19 protein-coding genes, 2 pseudogenes and 1 riboswitch are annotated in these 23,942 nt (G+C 72.8%); of the genes and pseudogenes, 9 read left to right on the top strand and 12 right to left on the bottom strand.

What is annotated here, in order from left to right:
• The first annotated feature begins 33 nt into the window (after positions 1–33).
• From ADK36_RS18280 to ADK36_RS18255, 6 genes are all read left to right on the top strand, one after another.
• A complete protein-coding gene (locus tag ADK36_RS18280; RefSeq protein WP_053198285.1) occupies positions 34–990 on the top strand; it encodes an SCO1860 family LAETG-anchored protein in 957 nt (318 codons plus the stop codon).
• Between the two features lie 173 nt (positions 991–1,163).
• Positions 1,164–2,018 (top strand): ABC transporter permease, encoded by an 855-nt coding sequence (locus ADK36_RS18275; protein WP_053198284.1) that lies wholly within the window; start codon positions 1,164–1,166, stop codon positions 2,016–2,018.
• 38 nt (positions 2,019–2,056) lie between these two features.
• Positions 2,057–2,917 carry a carbohydrate ABC transporter permease gene (locus ADK36_RS18270; RefSeq protein ID WP_048583620.1) on the top strand — a complete coding sequence of 287 codons (861 nt, stop codon included), beginning with the start codon at positions 2,057–2,059 and terminating at the stop codon, positions 2,915–2,917.
• 53 nt (positions 2,918–2,970) lie between these two features.
• Entirely contained in the window at positions 2,971–4,620 is a 1,650-nt protein-coding gene (locus ADK36_RS18265) for an extracellular solute-binding protein (RefSeq protein WP_048583619.1), read from the top strand.
• Between the two features lie 32 nt (positions 4,621–4,652).
• Positions 4,653–5,726 (top strand): LacI family DNA-binding transcriptional regulator, encoded by a 1,074-nt coding sequence (locus tag ADK36_RS18260; protein WP_078916418.1) that lies wholly within the window; start codon positions 4,653–4,655, stop codon positions 5,724–5,726.
• A gap of 18 nt (positions 5,727–5,744) precedes the next feature.
• Positions 5,745–7,667 (top strand): DUF2264 domain-containing protein, encoded by a 1,923-nt coding sequence (locus tag ADK36_RS18255; protein ID WP_053198281.1) that lies wholly within the window; start codon positions 5,745–5,747, stop codon positions 7,665–7,667.
• Here the strand turns inward: ADK36_RS18255 and cobC are convergent.
• The 11 genes and pseudogenes from cobC to ADK36_RS18200 all read right to left on the bottom strand — a co-directional run bounded on the left by cobC (position 7,615) and on the right by ADK36_RS18200 (position 19,371).
• Positions 7,615–8,676 carry an Rv2231c family pyridoxal phosphate-dependent protein CobC gene (cobC, locus tag ADK36_RS18250; protein WP_048583618.1) on the bottom strand — a complete coding sequence of 354 codons (1,062 nt, stop codon included), beginning with the start codon at positions 8,674–8,676 and terminating at the stop codon, positions 7,615–7,617. The genes ADK36_RS18255 and cobC overlap by 53 nt on opposite strands.
• A gap of 13 nt (positions 8,677–8,689) precedes the next feature.
• Positions 8,690–9,445, bottom strand: a pseudogene (locus ADK36_RS18245) (sirohydrochlorin chelatase); the annotation flags it as partial.
• Positions 9,446–9,525: 80 nt separating this feature from the next.
• Positions 9,526–9,909: pseudogene (locus ADK36_RS18240) on the bottom strand (cobalamin biosynthesis protein); the annotation flags it as partial.
• A 17-nt stretch (positions 9,910–9,926) separates the two neighbouring features.
• A complete protein-coding gene (locus ADK36_RS18235) occupies positions 9,927–11,453 on the bottom strand; it encodes a cobyrinate a,c-diamide synthase (RefSeq protein WP_053198316.1) in 1,527 nt (508 codons plus the stop codon).
• Positions 11,453–12,061, bottom strand: a complete 609-nt coding sequence (gene cobO / locus ADK36_RS18230) for a cob(I)yrinic acid a,c-diamide adenosyltransferase (protein ID WP_048583617.1) — start codon at positions 12,059–12,061, stop codon at positions 11,453–11,455. Before cobO ends, ADK36_RS18235 begins: the two co-directional genes overlap by 1 nt.
• The gene (locus ADK36_RS18225) at positions 12,061–14,133 is read right to left on the bottom strand and encodes a putative cobaltochelatase (protein ID WP_048583616.1); all 2,073 of its coding nucleotides are present in this window, start codon (positions 14,131–14,133) and stop codon (positions 12,061–12,063) included. The genes cobO and ADK36_RS18225 overlap by 1 nt, the downstream gene beginning before the upstream one ends.
• The gene (locus ADK36_RS18220; RefSeq protein WP_048583615.1) at positions 14,130–15,641 is read right to left on the bottom strand and encodes a cobyric acid synthase; all 1,512 of its coding nucleotides are present in this window, start codon (positions 15,639–15,641) and stop codon (positions 14,130–14,132) included. Before ADK36_RS18220 ends, ADK36_RS18225 begins: the two co-directional genes overlap by 4 nt.
• Positions 15,638–16,579 (bottom strand): cobalamin biosynthesis protein, encoded by a 942-nt coding sequence (locus ADK36_RS18215; RefSeq protein WP_053198280.1) that lies wholly within the window; start codon positions 16,577–16,579, stop codon positions 15,638–15,640. Before ADK36_RS18215 ends, ADK36_RS18220 begins: the two co-directional genes overlap by 4 nt.
• Before the next feature lie 102 nt (positions 16,580–16,681).
• Positions 16,682–16,821, bottom strand: a riboswitch (cobalamin riboswitch).
• A 126-nt stretch (positions 16,822–16,947) separates the two neighbouring features.
• A complete protein-coding gene (locus ADK36_RS18210) occupies positions 16,948–17,169 on the bottom strand; it encodes a hypothetical protein (protein ID WP_030051597.1) in 222 nt (73 codons plus the stop codon).
• Between the two features lie 43 nt (positions 17,170–17,212).
• Complete coding sequence (locus tag ADK36_RS18205) at positions 17,213–18,445, bottom strand: inorganic phosphate transporter (protein ID WP_048583613.1); 1,233 nt, start codon at positions 18,443–18,445, stop codon at positions 17,213–17,215.
• A 176-nt stretch (positions 18,446–18,621) separates the two neighbouring features.
• The gene (locus tag ADK36_RS18200; RefSeq protein WP_048583612.1) at positions 18,622–19,371 is read right to left on the bottom strand and encodes a lysozyme; all 750 of its coding nucleotides are present in this window, start codon (positions 19,369–19,371) and stop codon (positions 18,622–18,624) included.
• A gap of 207 nt (positions 19,372–19,578) precedes the next feature.
• On the opposite strand from ADK36_RS18200, the gene ADK36_RS18195 reads away from it, so the two are divergent.
• From ADK36_RS18195 to ADK36_RS18185, 3 genes are all read left to right on the top strand, one after another.
• Complete coding sequence (locus ADK36_RS18195) at positions 19,579–20,310, top strand: class II aldolase/adducin family protein (protein WP_048583611.1); 732 nt, start codon at positions 19,579–19,581, stop codon at positions 20,308–20,310.
• A gap of 213 nt (positions 20,311–20,523) precedes the next feature.
• Positions 20,524–21,651 (top strand): alpha/beta hydrolase, encoded by a 1,128-nt coding sequence (locus tag ADK36_RS18190; protein ID WP_048583610.1) that lies wholly within the window; start codon positions 20,524–20,526, stop codon positions 21,649–21,651.
• A 182-nt stretch (positions 21,652–21,833) separates the two neighbouring features.
• Positions 21,834–23,237, top strand: a complete 1,404-nt coding sequence (locus ADK36_RS18185; RefSeq protein WP_199830205.1) for a hypothetical protein — start codon at positions 21,834–21,836, stop codon at positions 23,235–23,237.
• Between the two features lie 13 nt (positions 23,238–23,250).
• Here ADK36_RS18185 and ADK36_RS18180 read toward each other — a convergent pair whose 3' ends face one another.
• A complete protein-coding gene (locus tag ADK36_RS18180; RefSeq protein ID WP_053198278.1) occupies positions 23,251–23,664 on the bottom strand; it encodes a VOC family protein in 414 nt (137 codons plus the stop codon).
• Positions 23,665–23,942: the final 278 nt, after the last annotated feature.

The raw sequence follows: 23,942 nt of genomic DNA, 5'->3' as shown, positions 1-23,942 counted from the left end.
GTCCCGAGCAAGTCTCCTCTGGGGGTCCCCACCTTGAACGGCAAGAACTTCCGCCTGCCCGCACGCCGTCTCGCCACCGTCGCGACGGCCACCGCCCTGGCCGCGGGTCCCGCGGTACTGGGCGCCGCGGGCTCCGCGCACGCGACCGGTGACAAGGGTCGCGCCAGTGCCGTCGTGCTCCGCACCGGGCTTGACGTCTCCCTGCTCAACAAGACCGTGAACGTCCCGCTCGCGGTCTCCCTCAACGAAGTGCAGGCGCCGCAGAGCGCCGAGAAGGCGACGCTGACGGCCCAGTTGAACGGCGTCGACGGCGGCCGGCCCTTCAGCGTGCTGAACGCCGAGGTCGCCCAGTCCAAGGCCACCGTCGAGGACGGCAAGGCCGAGGGGTACACCAACCTCGCGCACGCCAAGGTCCACCTCCCCGGTCTGCCGCTGCTCTCGCTCATCGAGGTCGGCCAGGTCACCTCCAGGGCGACCTGCGAGGCCGGGAAGACGCCGACCGCCACGTCCAACCTGCTCGGCGACGTCACCGTCCTGGGCAAGAAGGTCACCCTGACCGCCGGCGGGACCACCGACGTCAAGGTGCCGGGCGTGGGTGACGTACGGCTGGACTACTCCAAGACGGAGCAGACCTCGCGTACGGCCGCCGCCACCGCCCTCGAACTCAAGGTCTCCGTCAACCCGTTGAAGCTGAACGTGGCCGACGTCCAGGGCACCCTGACCCTGGCCAAGGCGACCTGCGAGACCCCGGCCGAGCCCGCGCAGGAAGCCGACCCGAGCACCGACCCGAGCACCGACCCGAGCACCGACCCGGGCGCCGGCTCGGGTGCCGGCTCTGCCGGTGACGCGAAGCCTCAGGGCGAGGCATCCGACGAGGGCCTCGCCGAGACCGGCGGCAACTCCATGACGCCGTACATCGCGGGTGGCGCGGTGGCCCTGCTCCTCGCGGGCGGGGGAGCGGTGGCCCTGGCACGGCGCGGCAGGAGCTGACCCCGCGAGGGGAGCCCCTCGGTCGACGGTCAACGCTCATCCGTCAACAGCCCTTCTTGTCAGGGCTGTTGACTGGCGTCTGAAAACGTTTTAACTTCCCCTCACTCAAACTCCGAGATACGAGGGGATCAGTGGAGCGAAAACGGTTTCAATCCCGCGCCCTCCTCCTGCTCATGCTCCCCGGCCTCGCCTACTTCCTGCTGTTCCACTACGGCGCCCTGGTCGGCAACGTCATCGCCTTCAAGGAGTACGTCCCCTTCGACGGCCTCTGGGGCAGCCCCTGGGTGCGCCTCGGCAACTTCCAGCGGATGTTCGAGGACGGCGCGTTCTGGGACTCCGTCCTCAATACCGTCTGGATCGCCGTCCTCCAGCTCGTCTTCTTCTTCCCGGTGCCGCTCGCCCTCGCCCTGCTGCTGCACAGCCTCACCTGGAGCACGGTCCGCCGCTTCGTGCAGTCGGTGGCGTATCTGCCGCACTTCATCTCGTGGGTGATCGTCGTCGCCCTCTTCCAGCAGGTCCTCGGCGACACCGGGCTGCTCAACTCCTCGCTGGACGGCATGGGGCTGCACACCGTCGACATCATCGGCGACCCCGACGCCTTCCGCCCGCTCGTCGTCGCCCAGGTCATCTGGAAGGACGCCGGCTGGGGCACGATCATCTTCCTCGCCGCCCTCGCGCAGGTCGACGAGCAGCAGTACGAGGCCGCCGCCATCGACGGCGCCGGGCCCTGGCGGCGCTTCTGGCATGTGACGCTGCCCGCGATCCGCCCCGTGATCGTGCTGCTGCTGATCATGCGGCTCGGCGAGATCCTCTCCGTCGGCTTCGAGCAGATGCTCCTCCAGCGCGACGCGGTCGGCCCGGAGGCCGCCGAGATCATCGACACCTTCGTCTACTACCAGGGCATCGTCGGCGGCGACTACGGATTCGCGGCGGCCGCGGGCCTGTTCAAGGGCGTCATCGGCGCGCTCCTCGTCTACGCCGCCAACAAGGTCGCCCACCGCCTCGGCGAACAGGGGGTCTACAAGTGAGTGCCGGAACCCGTGCCCCCGCCGCCCGTCCGGGCTGGATGGAGAAGCCGAGGCCCGTCACCCAGGGCGCGAAGGCGGTGGCCCTCGTCGCCGTGGTGCTGCTGGTCTGCGTGCCGTTCCTCGTCATCGTGTCGACCTCGCTCGCCTCCACCGACGAGGTCGTCGCGAACGGCGGCTGGGTGCTCTGGCCGACCGAGCCCAGCCTCGACGCCTACCGCGACATCCTCGACGGCGGCATCGTCACCCACGCCCTCGGCGTCAGCGCGGGCGTGACGGTCGTCGGCACCCTGCTCAGCCTCGCCTGCACCGTCACCCTCGCCTACGCCCTCTCCCGCCCCGGCGTCTTCGGCGGCCGGCCCGTACTGCTCCTCGTCCTGTTCACCTTCCTCTTCCCGCCCGGCATGATCCCGAGCTTCCTGCTGGTCAAGGAGCTGGGCCTGCTGGACAGTTACGCCTCCCTGGTGCTGCCCGTCCTCGTCAACGTCTTCAACCTCGTCGTGCTGCGCGGCTTCTTCCAGGGCATCCCCGAGGAGCTGTACGAGGCCGCGCGCCTGGACGGGGCGGGGGACTGGCGGGTGCTGTTCTCCGTCGTCCTGCCCCTGTCCAAGGCCGCGCTGGCCGTCGTAGGACTCTTCTACGCGGTGGCGTACTGGAACTCCTGGTTCTACGCCTCGCTCTACCTGGAGAGCGACCACTGGCCCCTCCAGCAGGTCCTGCGCACCTACGTCATCGCGGGCTCCGGACTCACCGACGCCACCACCGGCGAGGGGACCGTCACCGCTCCGCAGACCGTGCAGATGGCCGTCCTGGTGATCGCCACCGTGCCGATCCTGCTCGTCTACCCGTTCCTGCAGAAGTACTTCACCAAGGGCGTGCTCACCGGCGCCGTCAAGAGCTGACGCACCAGAACCGACACGACATCAACAACCGCACGCAGAAAGGTGATTCGCCCATGCCCGGCATGTCCCGACGTACCGTACTGCGTTCCATCGCCGCCGGTGGCGCCGCAGTCGCCGCCCCCGGTCTGCTGACCGCCTGCTCCACCGGCTCCGGCGACAGCGACGTCTCCAACGCGGGCAAGGAACTCGCGCCCTGGCCGACGTACCGGCCCGCCACCGGCCCGAAGCCCGACCTCGCCGCCACCGAGGCCGGTGTGCAGGCCGGGTACACCGCCTACCCCTCCGACCTGGTGCGGTCCGTCTCCCGCCCGCCGGGCGACGGCTCCACCATCAAGGTCATGTCGGTGTCCTTCGGTACGCCCCCGAAGCCGGCCTCCGCCAACCGGTTCTGGGCGGCCGTCGAGAACGCCCTCGGCGTGAAGATCGAGTACACGATCGTCTCCCAGGCCGACTACCAGAAGAAGATGGCCACGGTCATGGCGGGCGACACCGACACCCTGCCCGACATCATCAACCTGTTCGCCGGGTTCGTGCTGCCCCGCGAGGCCGAGTTCGTGCAGCGGCGCGCGGAGGACCTCACGCCGTTCCTCTCCGGCGACGCGATCGCCGACTACCCCAACCTCGCGAACATCCCCACCCACGCCTGGCGCGACATGGGCCGGATCGGCGGCCGCGTCTACGGCATCCCGCTGGAACGCCCGCTGCCCGGCTCCACCCTCTGGATCAACCAGGGCATGTTCGCCGACGCGGGGATGAAGGAGGGCTGGACCGCCGACGACTTCGCCGCCGTGGCCAAGCGGGCCACCGGCGGCCGTACGTACGCGCTCGGCGCCGCCAACGGCTCCCTGTTCGGCAACGCCGTCCACTCCGCCGCCCACAACGCGCCCCAGAACTGGGCCGTCACCAAGGACGGCGTCTTCCTGCCGGGCTGCGCCGACGAACGCTACAAGGCGTCCATCGCCTACCAGGCCCGGCTGCGCAAGGACGGCTCCTTCCACCCCGACGCCACGTCCGTCTCCCAGATCGATCTGACCACCCTCTACTACAACGGAACCGTCGGCTCCATGCAGGACGGCTTCGGCGCCTACCTGCCCAAGTACCGGGAGGCACCGGACGGGATGACCCCCGCCGCGGCGCTCCCGTACAGCGTCGGCGGTGAACCCGGCGGCATCGTCGCGGCCCGCCGCTCCTTCGGCTACACCGTGCTGAAGAAGGCCAGGAAGGAGCGCGTCGAGATGCTGCTCCGCGTCCTCGACTTCCTCGCCGCCCCCTTCGGCAGCAAGGAGTGGGAACTCGTCCACTACGGCGTCGAGGGCACCCACTTCACCCGCGCGAAGGACGGCTCACCCGAGCCCACCGAGCTCGGCGAGGTCGAGAACAACACCAACCTGCCGCTGAAGTACCTCGCAGAAGGCCCCCAGGTGCTGTTCGTGCCGGGCATGCCGGACGCCGTACGGGCCCTGCACGCCTGGCAGCGCGAGGTCGTGCCGCACGCCATCCGCGACGCGTCCTTCGGTCTGCAGTCGCGTACCAGGAACGCCCAGGGCACCACCCTCAAGGCCCTCCTCGACGACACCGTCACCGGAATCGTCGCGGGGCGGCTGCCGCTCACGGAATGGGACGCGGCGGTGAAGACATGGCGGTCCCGGGGCGGCGACAGAATGGCCGAGGAGTTCGCGAAGGACCACGCGGCCAACGCGTGAGCGGCGGGCCGGCGGAACAGGAGGCGCGGGGGATGGGGAACACCATGGGGGACACGGGGCCCAAGCGGCGGGTGACGATCCGCGAGGTCGCCGAGCTGGCGGGCGTGTCGGTGGCCACGGCGTCGCGCGCGCTGAGCGGCAACCATCCCGTGCCCACCTCGACCAGGTCCCGCGTGCTGCGGGCCGCGCGTGACCTCGACTACGTCGCCAACGCGCACGCCCGTGCGCTGGTGGGCGGGGGCCGCAAGATGGCCGCCGTAGTCGTCCGCCAGGTGACCAGCCCCTTCTACGCCCAGGTCGCCGAGGGCGTGGAGGCGGAGGCCGCCGACCGGGGCTGGCTGTGCGTGGTCGGCGCGACCGGCGGGGACCCGCAGCGCGAGATGGAGTTCGTGCAGCTGATGCGGGAGGAGGGGGCGCGGCTGGTGATCCTGGTCGGCGGGGTCGTCGAGGACGACGCCTACCGGGAGCGCGTCGCCCACTACGCCCAGGCACTCGACTCCTCCGGCGCCCGTCTCGTGCTGTGCGGACGTCCGGCACCCGGCCCCGAACTCCCCGCCCTGGTCGTGGAGTTCGACAATGAGGCGGGCGCGCGGGCGATCACCGGGCACCTGCTCTCGGCCGGCCACCGGCGGATCGTCTTCCTCGGCGGGCTGCCCGGCAACACCGCGCTGGAGGCTCGCGTCGCCGGCTACCGGGCCGCGCTCGCCGAGCATGGGCTGCCGCCCGAGGCGGGACACGTCGTCGACTGCGGTCTCGGCCGCGCGGCGGGCCTGCGCGCGATGGCCGAACTCCTCAAGCGGACAAGGGAGTTCACAGCTGTCTTCGCCGGGGACGACATGGTCGCGGCGGGCGCCCTGCGGGCCGTCGCGGACGCGGGACTCCGCGTGCCCGACGACATCTCCGTCGTCGGCTACAACGACATCCCCCTCGCCGAGGACTTCAACCCGCCCCTCACCACCGTCCGCACCCCGGCCGAGGAGCTCGGCCGCGCCGCCGTCCGCATCGCCCTGCGCGACCCCGAGCACGCCGGCGGCAGCCACCACCTGCTCGGCACCCACATCGTCGTACGCCGAAGTGTCGCCCCACCCCCGGCCACGACCGACTGACGGAGGACCCACCCCCGTATGACCGCGCCGCATGTGTCGCTCCCCGACGACCCGACGCACCTTCCCGGGCTTCCCCCGGCCGACCCGGCCCTCTCGCCCCTGACCGGCTGGACCCGCGCCCACTGGGAGGCGATCGCAGACCGCCTCCTCGAAGGGCTGCTGCCGTACGCCACGCCAGGATTGGCCCAGTACCGCCTCCCCGGCCCGCCCAGCCACTCCGGCCCCTGGTCCGACGGCCTGGAGGGCTTCGCGCGCTCCTTCCTGCTCGCCGCGTTCCGTATCGCGGGCGCGGGCGGCCGGGTCGGTCCCTCGCTCATCGAGCGCTACGCCACCGGACTGGCCGCCGGCACCGACCCGCACCACCCCGAACACTGGCCGCCCGTCACCGACCGAGCCCAGCCGATGGTCGAGGCCGCCTCCGTCGCCATCGCGCTGCACGAGTCCCGCCCGTGGCTGTGGGACCACCTCGACGACGGCGTACGGCAGCGGGTGTGCGCCTGGCTCGGCGGCTTCGTCGGCGCGGACGTCAACGACTCCAACTGGCGGCTCTTCCAGGTCATCACCGAGGAGTTCCTCGCCTCCGCCGGCGCCCGGCACAGCCGGGCCGAGATCGACGCCGGGCTCGCCCGCCTGGACGACTGGTACCGGGGCGAGGGCTGGTACACCGACGGCGACGGGCGGAAGTTCGACTACTACAACGCCTGGGCGCTGCACCTGTATCCGGTGCTGTGGGCGCGGATCGCGGGGACCCGGGCGGACCCGGCCACCGTGGCCCGGCACCGTGCCCGGCTGCGCGAGTTCCTCACCGTCCACCAGCACTTCTTCGGATCCGACGGCGCCCCCGTCCACCAGGGCCGCTCCCTCACCTACCGCTTCGCGACCACCGCCCCGCTGTGGGCGGGCGCCCTCGCCGACGCCACCCCGCTGCCGCCGGGCCGCACCCGCCGCCTCGCCTCCGGTGCGCTGAAGCACTTCGCCGAGCGGGGCGTGCCCGATGAGCGGGGCCTGCTCACCCTCGGCTGGTACCGGCCCTTCCGTCCCGTCACCCAGCGCTACTCGGGCCCCGCCTCCCCGTACTGGGCGAGCAAGGCATTCCTGGGGCTGCTCCTGCCCGCCGAGCACCCCGTCTGGACGGCGCCGGAGGAGCCCGCCCCCGTGGACACGCACGACGTCGGCCTGGCCCTGCACGCCCCCGGCTGGCTGCTGCACTCCACCACGGCCGACGGCATCGTACGGCTGGTCAACCACGGCAGCGACCGCCTCCCGCCACCGCCCGCCACGGACGACGACAGCCCCCACTACGCCCGGCTCGCGTACTCCAGCGCGACCGCCCCCGAAACCCCCGGACCCGACAACCACATCGCGTTGCTGTCCCCCGACGGCACGCCCTCCCGGCGCGGACGCATCCATCCCCTGGGCGCCGCAGGCGGGCGGGCCGGGTCCTGGCAGGAGGGCCGCATCGAGACCGTCAGCCTGGTGCGCGGCCCCTGGGAAGTGCGGGTGCACCGCTTCGACGTACCCACCGACTCGCCGGTGCGGGAGGGCGGCTGGGCCGTGGCCGACGACGCGGCGGCCCCGGACGCACGCACCGGCCCCGCCCGGGCGGTGGCCCGCCGCGCGGACGGACTGACCAGCGCGCTCGTGGGCCTCCACGGCTGGGACGACGCCGAGGCGTCGGTCGTGCGTGCCGTCGGCAGGAATGCCGTGGGCCACCACTCGGCCACCCCGGTGCTCCAACTCCCGCAAGCACCCCAGCTGTTGGTCACCCTCGTCGTCCTGAGCGCCGACCCGCACACGTCGCTCACGGGAGCGGGCGCGACCGTCGCCGCCGACGGCACCGTGGAGGTCCGCTTCCCGGACGGCACCCTGGAGCGGGTACCGGCCGGGTTCAGCGACGCGCCAGATCCATCGCCTGGTCCAGCGCCCGCAGGAACCGGTTGACCGTCCCCCGGTCGCGCACCGCCAGCCGCAGCCACTCCTCGCCCAGCCCGGGGAAGGTGTCCCCACGCCGCACCGCGAACCCGAGGTCGCGCAGACGGTGTCGCACGGCGGCCGCCCCCGGCAGTCGTACGAGGACGAAGGAACCCTCGGCGGGCCCGACGACCCGGAGTCCGGACGAGGCGAACTCGCCCAGCCCGGCGACGAGATGGGCCCGGTCGGCGGCGATGCGGTGGGCCGCGTGGGCCGCCTCCGCGAGGGCCGGCGGTGCCACACAGGCCTCGGCGGCGGCGAGCGCGGGCGTGGAGACGGGCCACAGGGGCTGGGCGCACTCCAGCTCGGCGATGGTCTCCGGCGCGGCCAGGACGTAACCGATCCGCAGCCCGGCCAGCCCCCACGTCTTGGTCAGGCTGCGGAGCACCACCAGGCCGGGCACGTCCGTCCGCCCCGCCAACGCCTCCCGCTCACCCGGCACCGCGTCCATGAACGCCTCGTCCACCACCAACGTCCGCCCAGGACGGGCGAGTGCGGTGATGGAGGCGGCCGGGTGCAGTACCGAGGTCGGGTTGGTGGGATTGCCGACAACCACCAGGTCGGCGTCCTCGGGGACGGCGGCCGGGTCGAGGCGGAAGCCGTCCTCCTCCCGCAGCAGCACCCGGTCGACACTGAGGCCCGCGTCCCGCAGCGCCGCCTCCGGCTCCGTGAACTGCGGGTGCACGACGACCGGCCGGAGCACCTTCAGCGCCCGCGCCAGCAGCACGAACGCCTCCGCCGCCCCCGCCGTCAGCAGCACCCGCTCCACCGGCAGCCCGTGCCGAGCCGCCACCGCCGCCCGCGCGGCCCGTCCGTCCGGGTAGGCCGCGAGGGAGCCCAGCGACGCGGCGATCCGCTCCCGCAGCCACGTGGGCGGTGTGTCCGCGCGGACGTTCACCGCGAGGTCGACGAGCGCCGAACCGTCGTCACGGACCTCGGCGTCGCCGTGGTGCCGGAGGTCGTGTGCCTCAGTGTGCATGGGAGACCGCCACCTCCGCGTACCGCTCCATCACCAGATCCAGCAGCTCCGGCACCGGACCGAGGACGTCCGCCGACCGCACCTCGATCTCCGGGTGCGCCGCCGCCCAGCCCTCGGTCTGGTCCCGCACGCGCTCCGGCAGCACGCCCGAGAACAGGAAGTAGGGCAGGACGACGATCCGCCGCGCCCCCAGCTTCACGCACCGGTCGAGACCGCTGGGCACGTCCGGCGCCGCCAGCGACACGAACGCCGTCTCCACGCCCGCGAAACCCCGCCCCTCCCACAACAGCCGCGCCGCCCGGTGCACCTCGGCGTTGGCGTCCGGGTCGGTCGAGCCCCGCCCGACCAGCAGTACGGTCACCTCGGCCCGGTCACCGGGCGTGCGCCCCGCGGTGCCGAGCGCGTCGTCGAGCCGCTGCTCCAGCACGGACAGCAGCGCGGGGTGCGGGCCCAGCGGGCGGCCGCAGGTGTACGAGATCCCGGGGTGCCGCTCCTGCTCGGCGGCCAGCGCGGCCGGGATGTCACCCTTGGCGTGCCCGGCGGCCACCAGCATCAGCGGCACGGTGGCGAACCGCCTCACACCCCGCTCGACCAGCTCCGCGACGGCCTCGCCCAGCGGCGGCGAGGACAGCGCGAGGAAGCCGCCCGAGACGGGCAGTTCGGGATGGCGGCGCCCCAACTCCCGTACGAAGTCGCGGAACGCCTCGGCTCCCGCTTCGTCCCGGGTGCCATGACCGGCGATGAGCAGGGCGGGCGGCGGGGTGGTCACGATGACTCCTCGAAGGGTGGAACGGGGTGGCGCGGCAGGACGTCGCGTACGGCGGCACGGTCATGATGTCGCCCGTCCGGGCCGGGACGCCGGGCGACGGCACAGGTCGCCCGCGCCGGCCGGCCGTCGGCGGGTTCCGACTTCCGCTTCGGTACGAGGAGTTCTCCGCCGCGCGCGAGGGCTGCGGCCTCGGCGACCGACGGGGTGCCCAGCGCGGCGAGGGACGCGTCGGAGGGGTGCGGCGCCTCGACGGCGGCCAGCTCGTCGGCGGGGTAGATGACGAGGGGGACGCCGAGACGCGCGGCGGCCTGGACGATGCCGGGTTCGTCGGCCTTGGTGTCGACGGTGGCGAGTTCGGCGAGGGACCCGGGGGAGAGGCCGGCATCGCTCAGCGTGCCCTCGATCAGTGCGAGGACCTCGCCGACGGGGGCGCCCCTGGAGGCACCGACACCCACCACGAGGGCCCCGACCGCCTCCGCTCTCACCGGGCGACCCCGTCAGCGGTACGGCACCCCTCCACGAACCGACGGGCGACACCGGGCTCGGCCGCCCAGTGCGTGTGCAGATAGCTCGCGTGCACCCCTCGCCGCACGAACCCTTCGACCCGCTTCTCCGGCACCCGCATCCCCCAGGCGGGCAGGCCCCCCGCCCCGGGCTCCACGACCGTCCGATGGAACTCGTGCCCCCGCATCCGCGTCCCCGCCACCGCGAGCGAGCTGTCACTCAAGGCCACCGCGTCCCGGTAGCCGAGCGTCAGCCGCTCCGACATACGAGCGCCGGCTTCGAGGACCCCGCACATGGGCTGCCCGTCGAGCTCCCGGCACAGATACAGCAGCCCCGCACACTCGGCGGCGACCGGAGCCCCGCTGAGGGCGAACTCACCGATGGCCTTGCGCAGTGGCTCATTGGCGGACAGCTCGGCGGCGTACACCTCGGGGAACCCGCCGCCGATCACCAACCCGCGGGTCCCGTCCGGCAGTTGCTCGTCCCGCAGCGGATCGAAGGGAACGACGACGGCCCCGGCGGCGGTGAGCAGCTCGCTGTGCTCGGCGTAGGAAAAGGTGAAGGCGGGCCCACCCGCGACGGCTACAACCTCTTCAGTCCCGGCCGCCCCTCCCGGCCCGGCCGTCCCTTCCAGCCCGTCCGGCGTTTGAGGACGAGGCCCGAAGGGCCGATGGCGGGGGTCTGGGGGCGCAGCCCCCAGGGACGGGACGGGTAGGGGCGGCGGGGGCGAGGAAGCCAGCACCTCAGCCGCATCCCAGGCCGCACACGACAACGCCCCCGCACTACGCGCCAGCGAAACCAGCGCCTCCAGATCACACCCGTCCCGCACCTGCGCCGACATCGCGGCCACCGCGTCCACCGCCGCGCCCTGCCGCTCGGCAACCGGCACCAACCCCAGATGCCGCGACGGCGTATCCACCCGAGCCGTCCGCCGCAGCACCCCGAGCACAGGCACCCCGGCCGACTCCAACCCCTCCCGCAACAACTCCTCATGCCGATCGGAGGCCACCTTGTTCAGGATCACGCCCCCGACCCGCACCTCCGGATCCCAGGACACGAACCCGTGCACCAGCGCCGCCACGGACCGCGACTGCGACGACGCGTCGACGACCAGCACCACCGGCGCCCGGAGCAGCTTCGCCACATGCGCGGTGGACGCCAGCTCCCCCTGCCCGGCGGCCCCGTCGAACATCCCCATGACGCCCTCGACGACCGCGATGTCGCAGTCCCGCGCCCCGTGCAGGAACAACGGCCCGACCAGCTCGGGCCCGCACAGATACGCGTCGAGGTTCCGCCCCACCCGCCCGGTGGCGAGCGCGTGATACCCGGGGTCGATGTAGTCCGGCCCGACCTTGTGCGGGGACACGGCGAGCCCCCGCGCGGCGAGCGCGGCCATCAACCCCGTGGCGACGGTGGTCTTGCCGCTGCCGGACGACGGCGCGGCGATGACCAACCGGGGCACGGAAGCTGACGGGGACGGAGCCGGGGACGCGGGCGAGGACATCACCACTCGATACCCCGCTGCCCCTTCTGCCCGGCGTCCATGGGGTGCTTGACCTTGGACATCTCGGTCACGAGGTCGGCGAATTCGAGGAGCTTGTCGGGCGCGTTCCGCCCGGTGATGACGACATGCTGGGTTCCGGGCCGGTCACGCAGCACGTCGAGCACCTCGTCGACGTCGATCCATCCCCAGTGCAGGGGGTAGGCGAACTCGTCGAGGACGTAGAGCTTGTACGACTCGGCGGCCAGGTCCCGCTTGACCTGCTCCCAGCCCTCCCGGGCCTTCTCCTCGTTGCTGGAGTTGTCACCCTGGAGGTCGCGCTGCACCCACGACCAGCCCTCGCCCATCTTGTGCCAGTCGACGGTGCCGCCCTCGCCGCTGGCGCCCAGCACCCGCAGCGCGTTCTCCTCGCCGACCTTCCACTTGGCCGACTTGACGAACTGGAACACCCCGATCGGCCACCCCTGGTTCCAGGCGCGCAGCGCCATCCCGAAGGCCGCGGTGGACTTGCCCTTGCCCACCCCGGTGTGCACCATCACCAGCGGCCGATTACGACGCTGACGAGTCGTCAGTCCATCGTCCGGCACCACACTCGGCTGCCCCTGCGGCATTACGCGGCCCTCCTCTTCGATCCACCCTGCGATCCACTCTGAACATCCCTGACGAGACCGGCGATCGAGTCCGCCCGCAGCTCGTCCAGCGTCACCGCCGTACCGCCCAGCTCACCCGCCAGCTGCCCGGCGAGCCCCAGCCGCACGTACCCCGCCTCGCAGTCGACGACCACGGACGCGATCCCCTCGGCGGCGAACAGCCGCGCCGCCCGCCCGGCCAGGGCGACCGGCTCCGGCCCGCCGGTGGCCCGCCCGTCGGTCACCACGACGACCAGCGCCCGGCGCGCCGGGTCCCGCAGCCGCTCCACCCGAAGCACCTCGTGCGCCTTCAGCAGCCCCGCCGCGAGCGGCGTGCGCCCTCCGGTCGGCAGCGACTCCAGCCGCACCGCCGCCGCGTCCACCGACGAGGTCGGCGGCAGGGCGACCTCCGCGCCCGTCCCGCGGAACGTCACCAGCCCCACCTTGTCCCGCCGCTGATACGCGTCCAGCAGCAGCGACAGCACCGCCCCCTTCACGGCGCTCATCCGCTGCCGCGCCGCCATCGACCCCGAGGCGTCGACCACGAACAGCACGAGGTTCCCTTCGCGTCCTTCCCGGGTCGCCTGCCGCAGGTCGTCACGCCGCACGACCAGTCCCGGCCCCGACCGCCCCCGAGTCCGCTGATGCGGCGCCGCGGCGTGCACGGTCGCCGCCAGGTGCAGCTTGGTCAGCGCCCCCCGGGGCCGTCGCGCCCCGGTCGTGCGCCCGTGCTCGGTCCGTGCCCGCGAACGCCGCCCCGCGGCACCCTCGCCGAGACCGGGCACGCTGAGCACCTTGGTCCGGAAGGGCTCCGAAGCCCGCACGGGCTGCTGCTCCCCGGCATGTGGGGCCTGCGCCTGCGGCTGCCCGTCCGCGGCGGACTCGGGCTGGGCGCCCGTGTCACCGCCCTGCGGCCCGTCCGCCCCGTCCGGGCCGGAAGGCGGCTGCCCGCCACCCCCGCCGGGCCCGTCCGGATCGGGATCCTCGTCGCTCTCGTTCTCGCTCTCGCCTTCGTTCGCGTTCTCGTTCCGACTCTCGTCGTCGCCGGCGAACTCCTCCAGCGTCTCGTCGAGCTTGTCCTCGTCGAGTCCCGGAGCGTCGAAGGGATTGCGCCGCCTGCGGTGCGGCAGCGCGAGCAACGCCGCCTGCCGGACGTCCTCGGCCGCCACGTCGGTCCGCCCGGCCCACGCGGCCAGCGCGGTCGCCGTACGCGCCATCACGATGTCGGCCCGCATGCCGTCCACCTCGAAGGCCGCGCAGGTCGCCGCGATCTGCCGCAGCGCCCCGTCACCGAGCCGCACCGACGGCAACAACTCCCGTGCCGTGGCGATGCGTTGACGTACCTCGGCTTCCTCGTCCGCCCAGCGCGCGGCGAAGCCGGCCGGGTCGTCGTCGTAGGCGAGGCGCCGGCGTACGACCTCCACCCGCTGGTCGGGCTCCCGCGAGGCCGCGACCTCGACGGTCAGCCCGAACCGGTCGAGCAACTGCGGCCGCAGCTCGCCCTCTTCGGGGTTCATGGTGCCCACGAGGAGGAACTTCGAGGCGTGCCGTACGGAGACACCCTCCCGCTCGACGTACGACGCGCCCATCGCGGCCGCGTCGAGGAGCAGGTCGACCAGGTGGTCGTGGAGGAGGTTGACCTCGTCGACGTAGAGGATCCCGCGGTGCGCGTCCGCGAGCAGGCCGGGCTCGAAGGCCTTCACGCCCTCCGACAGGGCCCGCTCGATGTCCAGCGCGCCCACCAGCCGGTCCTCGGAGGCGCCGACGGGCAGCTCGACCATACGGGCGGGCCGCTCGGCCCCCGCTCCCGGCTCGTGCGGCCCGTCCGGGCACCCGGCGTCCGGTCGCGCGGGATCGCACGAGAAACGGCAGCCGGGGACGACCGGGACCTCCGGCAGCAACGCCGAAAGCGCCCGTACCGCCGTCGACTTGGCCGTGCCCTTCTCACCGCGCACCAGCACTCCGCCGACCGCCGGTGACACGGCGTTCAGCAGCAGCGCGAGCCGCAGGTCGTCCTGGCCGACAACGGCCGTGAAGGGGAAGGGTGTGCTCATGCGGGCGCTCCCGGTGGAATGAAAGGCAGTCCTTGCGGCGCTCCCGACTCGATGAGCCGCCAGAGCGCGTCGGTGTCCGCGTGCTGTTCGATCAGGTCGCCGAGCCGGTCGAGCTGCTCCTCGCGCAGCGCGGCGAACGACGTGTCGGGGGCCGGCACGAAGCGCCGGCCCGCGGCGGCCGCCACCTCGCGCAGAAAGGCCCGCCGGAAACCGTCCGACTCCAGCGAGCCGTGCCAGTGCGTGCCCCAGGTCTGACCGACCCGGCACCCGTCGAGGAAGGATTCACCCCCGCTGACATCGGCGACCCCGTGATGGATCTCGTACCCCTCGACCCGCTCCCCGAGGGCCTCCCCGACGGGCCGGGTGAGGGTCTTCTCGCGGGCGAACCGCACCCGCAGGGGAAGGACTCCGAGCCCTTCGACATGCCCTCGCCGACTCTCGACCTCGTCCTCGATGTGCTCACCGAGCACCTGGAAGCCGCCGCAGATGCCGAGGATCGGCCGCCCCTCGGCGGCCCTGCGCACCAGGGCCTGCGCGAGCCCCCGCTCGCGGAGCCACTCCAGCGCGCGCACGGTTCCCCGGGTGCCGGGGAGCACCACCAGATCCGCGTCGGCCAGCTCCTCCGGCCGGTCCACGAACCGCACGACGACACCCGGCTCGGCGGCCAGGGCGTCCACGTCGGTGAAGTTGGACATCAGCGGGACGGCACAGACGGCGACCCGCAGCACGTCCTCGCCGACGGGCGGCGCGACGACGGACTCCCGCACCGTCCCGCGCAGGGAGACCCGCAGCCCGTCCTCCTCGTCGATGCCGAGCCCGTGCCGGAAGGGCAGCACGCCGTAGGTGTGCCGGCCGGTGAGGCCGTGCAGCATGTCGAGCCCGGGTTCGAGCAGCGACACATCTCCCCGGAACTTGTTGACGAGGAACCCGGCGATGAGCTCCTGGTCCTCGGGGGAGAGGAGGGCCACGGTCCCGAAGAACGAGGCGAAGACGCCGCCGCGGTCGATGTCGCCCACCACCAGCACGGGCAGCCGCGCGCTGCGTGCGATGCCCATGTTGACGATGTCGGTTCGCCGCAGATTGATCTCGGCCGGAGAGCCGGCCCCCTCACAGATCACCGCGTCATACGTGCCCCGCAGTTCGGCGAGACAGTCGAGCACCGTCCCGAGCAGCGCCTGCTGCCGCCCCCCGTGGTACCCGCGTGCGCTGAGCTCGCCGACGGGCTTGCCCAGCAGCACGACCTGACTGCTCCGCTCGCCACCGGGCTTGAGCAGCACGGGGTTCATCAGCGCGGTCGGCTCCACGCGGCACGCCTGCGCCTGCATGGCCTGCGCCCGCCCGATCTCGGCACCCTCGCGCGTCACGAACGAGTTGAGGGACATGTTCTGCGCCTTGAAGGGCGCGACCTTGACCCCCTGCCGCACCAGCCACCGGCAGATCCCGGCGGTGACAACACTCTTGCCCGCGTCCGAGGTGGTGCCGGCGACGAGAAGCCCCCCGCCCGTCATGACGTACGTCCCTTCGCGATACGGCGCCCGGCGGCACAGACGCCGAGCGCCAGCCATCCGACGCGCTTCGACAGCCGTACGGCCCTGTCGATGTCCTGGACGGAGACGGCGCGCCCCGCCCCGTTGAGCACGGGCCGGTGCTCGACCCGCCCGCCGTACGACAGCGTCCCGCCCAGCCGCACCCCGAGCGCCCCCGCGAACGAGGCCTCGACGGGCCCGGCGTTGGGGCTCGGGTGCCGACCGGCATCGGCCCGCCAGGCCCGTACGGCTCCCCGGGTGTCACCTCCGGCGACGGCGGCGAGTACGGCGGTCAGCCGGGCCCCCGGCCACCCCGCCACGTCGTCGAGCCGCGCCGAAGCCCACCCGTACCGGCGGTACTTGGGCGACTTGTGGCCCACCATGGCGTCGAGCGTGTTCACGGCCCGGAACCCGAGGAGCCCCGGCACCCCGCCGACGGCCCCCCACACCAGAGCGCCCACCACCGCGTCGGAGGTGTTCTCGGCGACGGACTCCACGACCGCCCGCGCGATCCCGTCCGCGTCCAGCGCCTGCGGATCCCGCCCGCACAGATGCGGCAGCCGCGCCCGCGCGCCGTCGACGTCCCCCGCCTCCAGGGCGCGCCCGATCGTCCGGGCCTCCCGGGCCAGCGAAGTCCCCCCGACCACCGCCCAGGTGGCGGCGCCGGTCAGCGCGACGGACGCGGCGGGGGACGTACGTACGACACGGGCGGCGACGACACCCAGCGCCACGGCGCCACCGGCGCACACGGCGGTGTGCACCGCACCCCGCGCGCGGTCGTCGCGCCACAACACTCTTTCCACGGCGCCGGCGGCACGTCCGAACGCGGCGACCGGATGCCCCCGGCGAGGGTCGCCGAGCAGCAGATCACCGAGAAGCCCGGCGGCGGCGCCGTACGCGAAGACGCGATCGGCTCGCATCGGGGTCAGCCGACCGTGGGGTCAGACGAGGGTCTGGTACTGCGTGTCGATCGGCAGGCGAGCATCGCGTTCTGTCCTCACTCAGGGTGTCCACGCCCTGGTTCGACGAGACCGGCGGCGAGAGTTCCTGGCTCCCGGGGCTTTCTACCCCGGTGACAGTGGCGGGACCGCGCCGGATTCGCACCGGCTTCCTCTTCTGCCGCCGTAGTTGGCTCCGGAAGTCCACCATGGGGTTGGAAGGGCCGTCAACTTGCCGTTGACCTGCGACGGGAGAGTGTGCGAAGGCCCACACAGGCGTGAGGTGCGGGACGGCGATCCGTCCCGCACCTCGGGGGTTTCAGGCGTCGTGCGCGCTGTGCGTCGGGCCGTCAGGCCACGATCAGGTAGATCCCGTAGCCCACGGCCGCCGCGCATGCCGCGAAGCACGCGTAAGCGCCCGTGACCGCGAGTGCGGCCGAGTCGCCCTGGGCCACGGCCCGTTCGCGGCGGGACAGGCCCGAGATGCCGAGGGTGAACAGGCCCACGAGGGCCACCGTGACCACGAGGCTGACGCCGAAGACGGAGCCGAGAGCCGCCCAGTCGATCTTCATGCTTCTTCTTCCTTGAGTACCGGGAGGAGTAACCGGGCGGGGGTCAGACCGTGGCCTGCGAGGGCGTGGGCTCGGAGGACGGGGCCGGGATGGTGGCCGAGAGCTCCTCGGTCGTGGTGCCCACGGGGGGCGGGGTCACGGCCGCCATGGCCGTGGTCACCACGCCGGCCGGCTCCTCGGTCTCGTTGACGTTGGTGTGGTCGATGACCTCACGGCGGGAGATCTTCCAGATCGCGGCGCTGGAGCCGACCAGGAAGACCGCGACCAGGGCCGTGCCCCAGGCGCCGAAGCCCGTCACGTACTCCGCGAGCGCGCCGACCAGGGCGGCGGCCGGGAGCGTCAGACCCCAGGCGACGAACATCCGGGTGGCCGTCGACCAGCGGACCACGCCGCCCTTGCGGCCGAGGCCCGCGCCCATCACCGCGCCGGAGACGGAGTGCGTGGTGGAGAGGGAGAAGCCGAGGTGGGAGGAGGCCAGGATGACGGTGGCCGCGCTGGTCTGGGCGGCGAAGCCCTGCTGCGGCTGAAGGTCGGTCAGGCCCTTGCCCATGGTGCGGATGATGCGCCAGCCGCCGAGGTAGGTGCCGAGCGCGATGGCCAGGCCCGCGGAGAGGATGACCCACATGGGCGGGTCGGAGTCGGGCGCCAGGGTGCCGCCGGCGACCAGCGCGAGGGTGATGATGCCCATCGTCTTCTGCGCGTCGTTGGTGCCGTGGGCGAGGGAGACCAGACCGGCGGAAGCTATCTGGCCGGCGCGGTAGCCCTTCTTGCTGGCGTCGCCGTCGGCCTTCTTGCCGAGGGAGTAGGTCAGGCGTGTGGCGAGCAGCGCCGCGATGCCCGCGACCAGCGGGGCGGCGATGGCCGGGATCAGCACCTTGGTGACGAGCACGTCGCCGTGGACCGCACCCATGCCGGCCGAGGCGATGGTGGCGCCGATCAGGCCGCCCATCAGGGCGTGCGAGGAGCTGGAGGGCAGGCCCACCAGCCAGGTGAGCAGATTCCAGAGGATCGCGCCGACCAACGCGGCGAAGATGACCTCGGGACGGATGCCGGTCTCGTCGACGAGACCCTTGGAGATCGTGTTGGCGACCTCCACGGAGAGGAAGGCGCCTACAAGGTTCAGCACGGCGGACATGGCCACCGCGACCTTGGGCTTGAGCGCACCGGTCGAGATGGTTGTGGCCATCGCGTTGGCGGTGTCGTGGAAACCGTTCGTGAAATCGAACGCGAGTGCGGTTACCACCACAATCGCGAGGATCAGCGAGAAGTTTTCCATTTACCCAGGCAATCGTTCGAGGTCATCGGTCGGTTGACCGTAGGAAACCTGAGTGAACGGAAGGTGAACTGAGGCAGGCCGCACGGTGTCCGTAGCAGGGGGTTGTTCCGCCGGAAGCGGAGGTTCCCGCTCCGCTGGCCCCATCGGTCACCGTGCGACCCCAGGCGCCGCAAGGCTCAGTAGCCTCGGGCGAACTTCCTCAGCTGGGTCATGGACCCGTTGAAGAGATTCTGGTCACCCGGCAGGCTGCCGCTGCCGTTGTCGTACTGCCAGATGGTCCAGAACTGCCATCCGGCCGGTAGTGCCCCCGCGGTCGCGGAGTCGTAGCGCGCTATCCACAGCGCGTGGTTCGAGGCGAAGGCGCGGCTGGCGCCGGTGCAGGTGTTCCACCAGTGGGTGGTGGTGTAGATCACCGGACGGCGCCCGGTGAGCCGCTTCACCTCCTTGCTGAAGGACTGGATCCAGCCGACCATCTTCACCTTGCTCAGTCCGTAGCACTTGTGCTTGCTGTACGGGTTGTACTCGATGTCCAGCGCGGGCGGCAGGGTCCAGCCGTCCGACCGCCAGCCGCCGCCGTTGCGTACGAAGTGCGCGGCCTGCGTCCTGCCCGACGACTTGTCCGGCAGTGCGAAGTGGTACGCGCCGCGGATCAGGCCCGCGTTGCGGGAGCCGTTGTACTGCTGGCCGAAGTACGGGTTGCGATAGGTGTGGGACTCGGTCGCCTTGACGTAGACGAACTTGGCGCCCTTCCCCTTGGAGCTCTGCCAGTCGACGTTCTTCTGGTGGGACGAGACGTCATGGCCCTTGGGTTTGCCGGCCGCCGCGGCCGGTATCTCCACCAGTGCGGTTCCCCCAAGGGCGAGCGCCGCCACGGATGCCGCTATGAGGCGGGAGCGGTGACGGGACGGTTTGCGATCACGGGCCATATTTCCCCCCGGAATGGCTGCGTGCACGACAAATCCCCCAGAGATTACTGGAAGATCGTTGAATGCTGATCGATCTCAGGCCAAGAGGTGGGAGAGGTGGATATCCCACCTTATGCACCCTTCCGGACGCCGGTCCTCCGCCCTAAAGTGCCCCGGCTCGGCGGCGACTTGAGGCCGTGCCGTCGCCGCGCCTGGCAGGATCGCCGCATGGCTGAGGAGCAGCGGGACCGGCGGGGCGCGCGGGATGCGCGGGAGGGCGAACCGGAAGCGGGGGAGCCGTGGGGCAGGAGTGTGCGCCCCGAGGAGGCGGATGCCTGGGAGGCGCTCGTGGCGACGGCTCGCCGGACCGTGTCCGACGGGCTGGTCGTCGGCACGTCCGGGAACGTCTCGGTGCGGGTCGGTGACACGGTGCTGGTCACGCCGTCGGGGGTGCCGTACGACCGGCTGACGCCGGACGATGTGACCGGGGTCGACCTGGATGGCGGGCGGGTGCTGGGCGCGCTGGTGCCGACGAGTGAGCTGCCCATGCACCTCGCCGTCTACCGCGCCACCGATGCCGGGGCCGTCGTCCACACCCACGCGGTCCACGCCACGGCCGTCTCGACCCTGGTGCCCGAGCTCCCGTTGATCCACTACATGGCCGGCGCCCTCGGCGGACCCGTCCGGGTTGCCCCGTATGCGACGTACGGCACGGCGGAGTTGGCCGAGAACATGCTCCGGGCCCTCACCGACCGCACCGCCTGCCTCCTCCAGAACCACGGCACGATCGCCTACGGCGCGACCCTGGACCAGGCCTACGACCGCACGGCGCAGCTGGAGTGGATGTCCCGCCTGTGGCTCACGGCGTCCTCGGTGCCCGGCCTGTCGCCGGCCCTGCTGTCGGAGGCGCAGGTGGCGGAGGCGGGGGAGCGGTTGCGGGGGTACGGGCAACGAGGGTGACCTTCTGCGATGCCGGTCCAGGCATTTTCAGCCCGTCCGGCGTTTGAGGACGAGGCCCGCAGGGCCGACAGCGGGGTCTGGGGGCGGCAGCCCCCAGGGATGGGACGGGTAGGGGCGGCGGGGGCGAGGAAAATGCGGCGCCCCCCATCCCGGCCCTCACTCCGAGTCGCCCTCCCACTGGCCGCGCCCCCCGTCCGCCCGGACACTGGACAGGTGCGCACAGTCAAAGCGACGGCCGCAGCCGTCACCGTGGCTCTGGCCGCCGGCGCCGCGAGCGTCGCCGCCGGACGGTTCGCCAGTGGCGCCGCACTGACGGCGCCCGCCGGCCGGCCCCTGCCCACCGAACCCCGGCTCACCGTGCACGCCACGGCCGCCGGCCAGATCGCCCTCACCCGCGACCTCGCCTCCCTGCGGCCGGGCACCTACGGCCTCTCCGGCGACGGCTCCCACGCGGTCGTCGGACCCGTCCTCGCCGCGGCGAAGCACTCCGCCGACACCGTCGTACGCCGCCTGGAACGCGTCACCCACGGCGACCTCCAGCCCGGCGACAGCGTCTGGCTCACCCCGAACGTCTACGTAGGCAACCCGAGCGCCGCCCTCGGCCTCGACCACGCCGACATCGACATCCCCGGCGAACTCGGCTCCCTGCCCGCCTGGTTCGTCCCCGGCGCACGGGACACCTGGGTCATCGCGGTGCACGGTCTCGGCACCACCCGCGAACAGGCCATGAACGTCATGGAGTTCCTCAGCGGCCGCCACTTCCCGGTCCTCGCCCTCGCCTACCGCGGCGACCTCGGCGCACCCCGTCCGCCGGACGGACTGAACCACCTCGGCGAGACCGAGTGGCGCGACCTGGACGCGGCGATGCGCTACGCCGTGCGGTACGGCGCCAAGCAGCTCGTCCTGCTCGGCTGGTCCACCGGCGCCACGATGGCGCTGCGCGCCGCCGCGCACTCGGGTCTCCGTGACCGGGTCTCCGGCCTCGTACTGGACTCCCCGGTCCTCGACTGGGAAGCCACCCTGCGCGCCCTCGCCAGGGCCCGCCACACGCCGAGCGCGCTCCTGCCGCTCGCGGTGCGCGCGGCACAGGGCCGTACCGGCCTGAGCGCCGACCGCTTCACCGGCGACGGCGCCGCCGGCCGGCTCACCGTGCCGACCCTGGTCTTCCACGGCCCCGACGACCGGGTGGCCCCCTGGACCCTCTCGCGTCGCCTCGCCGACGCCCACCCCAACCTGGTGGCCCTCCGCACGGTCGAGGGTGCCCCCCACGCCGCCATGTGGAACGCCGACCCGGAGTCCTACGAGGAATCCCTGCGCCGCTTCATGACACCGCTCATGTGACGCCGCCGACGTGCCACCGCCGGCGCGCGGGCGACACCGGTCCCGCGGATTCCGTTTAACCCCGTACCACTGGCCGGTTATGCGCCTCTTGCCGCCCACGAGACCCCGTGCGTTGGCCATCCCCGTAGCCCCTCGTGACATTCCGTTTGGGTTTTCGGACCGTCAACCGGAAGACTGCACCCGTGACGTCCCGTATCCCGCGCGACTCCAGGCTTCGACTCGTCCGCCCGCGACCCCTGGCCGCCGCCCCCAGAGCCGTGAACCAGCGGCGCCCACGCCGCCCCGCACCGCGCCCCCCGGAGGGCACACCGGCCCGGGCGGAGCTGGCCAGAATGGCTCGCTCAGGACTGGCCGCCGCGGCCCGTGTCGCCCACTGGGCGGACGCCGAGCTGCGCCCCGGCCGGGACGGCGCGAGCCCCGACGGCAAGGGCACCCTCTCCGACGCGACCGCCGAACGCGCCGCCCGGGACCTCGGCCTGACCGCCGCTCAGGTCCGCGCCGACTGGGACACCGCGCGGCTCGCCGGCCTCGTCGAGGTGCACGGCGACAGCGCCCGCCCCGGTTGGCGGCTGCGCGCCTGGGACCGCGACGACAGCGCCGTGCTGCGCGGCTGGGTCGCCCTCTTCGACGCCTGGTCGCTCGCCCACCCGGAACCGGAGCAGCACCCCCACGGCGCCGTGGCCGACGTCGTCTCGGCCCTGCCCCAGGTGCTCTCCTTCCTCCAGCTGTCCGCCGGGCCCGTCCCCGTCGAGCAGCTCCTGGACCTGCTGGAGCAGCGGGTCACCGAACTGCGCACCGAACGCTGCGAGATCCCCTACGGTCCGCAGCCCGAGCCGCTCCCCGACACGACCCCCGCCGAGGACACGCCTCTCGCCCCGCTCCTCGACTGGGCCCTGCACGCTCTCGCCTCCGTCGGTGCCCTCACCTACGGCGACGGACAGGCCACCCTCACCCCGCTCGGCAGCTGGGCGGTCTGGGTCAAGCTGGAGCAGATCTGCGTCGCCGCCCAGAGCCCCGCCGGGAACATCGAGCAGGCGGCCGAGGACATGCTCCGCGGCTGCGCCCAGCTCCGCCCGAACGCCGCCCGCGACGAGTACCGCGCCTGGCTCGCCGCCCGCCCCGTCGGCAGTGCCGTCACCGAACTGCTCGCCGCCGCCCGGGGCGAGGACGCCCTGCTGCGCGGCCTCGCCTTCGAGGCGCTGCGGGTCGTCGGCGCCCCCGCCGAGCCCGACGTACGCGCCGTCGCCGACCAGCCCACCCTGCGGCCGTACGCCCTGCTGTGGCTCGCCGAGCACGACGGCATCGACCCCGAGGACGCGCACGAGGCGCTCACCCGCGAAGAGGCCACCTGGCTCTGGGTCGACACCGCCGCCGCCGTCGCCGACCACGGCGAGGCCCCGATGCTCGTACGGCACCTGGAGTCCGCGGTGCAGCCGACGGTGCCGATGCTCCTCGACGAGGTGCGCGCCGTCGGTCACCCCCGCACCGTGCAGGTCCTGGTCGCGCTCGCCGCCGCCCACCCCGACCCCGCCCTCGCGAGGGCCGTACGCCGCGCCGCCTTCCAGGTGCACACCGGCGGGAGCTGAGCGGGACCGGCGCTCAGCCCTTGATCTCGGGGGCGTAGGTGCCGAAGCTCCACACATTGCCCTCGACGTCCCGGGCCATGTAGTCCCGTGAGCCGTAGTCCTGGTCGGTCGGGGGCATCAGGATCTCCGCGTCCCGCTCCACGGCCCGCCGGTGGTGTGCGTCGACGTCGTCCACGACGACGTACACCCCGGTCGTGCCCGCGCCCTTCATCACCTTGTCGAAGGCGCTGCCGGTGCCCTTGCCGCCGAGCATCACCGCGCCGTTGCCCTGTGCCAGCTCGGCGTGGGCCACCGAGCCGTCCTCGCCCTCGTACACCGCCAGCGCCGTGAACCCGAAGGCCTCCGTGAGCTGTTCGATCGCCGCCTTCGCGTCCGCGTAGAGCAGCGTCGGGTAGATGCTCGGACGCCCATCGCTCGTGCCTGCCATGCCGATCACTCCTTTGTGACCCTTGTGCGCCATTGCCGCAGTTGCTGCCATTGGCCGGGAATTCCACCCAGCGCCAAGTGTGACAGCGACCACTGACAACGGCCGGTCGTGCCGGGCTCGACAGAGGGGGGCGGACGAACGTGCCGTACATCACGGTGAGGCGCTCGAACACCCGAACCCAGAAAAAGTGCTTGCACGGCCCCGTTAGACTGGCCTCATGGCCATTCTCCTCGCGCATTAGACGGCGGGAACGTCCTCAGCCGCCCATCCCGCCACCT

Source organism: Streptomyces viridochromogenes (genome assembly GCF_001270495.1).
Lineage (GTDB): Bacteria > Actinomycetota > Actinomycetes > Streptomycetales > Streptomycetaceae > Streptomyces > Streptomyces viridochromogenes_A.
Note: the sequence above shows the minus strand (reverse complement) of the source record. Positions and strands in the feature narration are given on the sequence as shown.

What these genes read in the sequence shown, in the direction of transcription:
- ADK36_RS18195 (WP_048583611.1), top strand. Translation starts at nt 19,579, where the DNA reads ATGGCTGAGGAGCAGCGGGACCGGCGGGGCGCGCGGGATGCGCGGGAG.
- ADK36_RS18215 (WP_053198280.1), bottom strand. Translation starts at nt 16,579, where the DNA reads ATGCGAGCCGATCGCGTCTTCGCGTACGGCGCCGCCGCCGGGCTTCTC.
- ADK36_RS18235 (WP_053198316.1), bottom strand. Translation starts at nt 11,453, where the DNA reads ATGTCCTCGCCCGCGTCCCCGGCTCCGTCCCCGTCAGCTTCCGTGCCC.
- ADK36_RS18260 (WP_078916418.1), top strand. Translation starts at nt 4,653, where the DNA reads ATGGGGAACACCATGGGGGACACGGGGCCCAAGCGGCGGGTGACGATC.
- ADK36_RS18210 (WP_030051597.1), bottom strand. Translation starts at nt 17,169, where the DNA reads ATGAAGATCGACTGGGCGGCTCTCGGCTCCGTCTTCGGCGTCAGCCTC.
- ADK36_RS18255 (WP_053198281.1), top strand. Translation starts at nt 5,745, where the DNA reads ATGACCGCGCCGCATGTGTCGCTCCCCGACGACCCGACGCACCTTCCC.
- ADK36_RS18270 (WP_048583620.1), top strand. Translation starts at nt 2,057, where the DNA reads ATGGAGAAGCCGAGGCCCGTCACCCAGGGCGCGAAGGCGGTGGCCCTC.
- ADK36_RS18225 (WP_048583616.1), bottom strand. Translation starts at nt 14,133, where the DNA reads ATGAGCACACCCTTCCCCTTCACGGCCGTTGTCGGCCAGGACGACCTG.
- ADK36_RS18275 (WP_053198284.1), top strand. Translation starts at nt 1,164, where the DNA reads ATGCTCCCCGGCCTCGCCTACTTCCTGCTGTTCCACTACGGCGCCCTG.
- ADK36_RS18180 (WP_053198278.1), bottom strand. Translation starts at nt 23,664, where the DNA reads ATGGCAGGCACGAGCGATGGGCGTCCGAGCATCTACCCGACGCTGCTC.
- cobO (WP_048583617.1), bottom strand. Translation starts at nt 12,061, where the DNA reads ATGCCGCAGGGGCAGCCGAGTGTGGTGCCGGACGATGGACTGACGACT.
- ADK36_RS18205 (WP_048583613.1), bottom strand. Translation starts at nt 18,445, where the DNA reads ATGGAAAACTTCTCGCTGATCCTCGCGATTGTGGTGGTAACCGCACTC.
- ADK36_RS18200 (WP_048583612.1), bottom strand. Translation starts at nt 19,371, where the DNA reads ATGGCCCGTGATCGCAAACCGTCCCGTCACCGCTCCCGCCTCATAGCG.
- cobC (WP_048583618.1), bottom strand. Translation starts at nt 8,676, where the DNA reads ATGCACACTGAGGCACACGACCTCCGGCACCACGGCGACGCCGAGGTC.
- ADK36_RS18265 (WP_048583619.1), top strand. Translation starts at nt 2,971, where the DNA reads ATGCCCGGCATGTCCCGACGTACCGTACTGCGTTCCATCGCCGCCGGT.
- ADK36_RS18220 (WP_048583615.1), bottom strand. Translation starts at nt 15,641, where the DNA reads ATGACGGGCGGGGGGCTTCTCGTCGCCGGCACCACCTCGGACGCGGGC.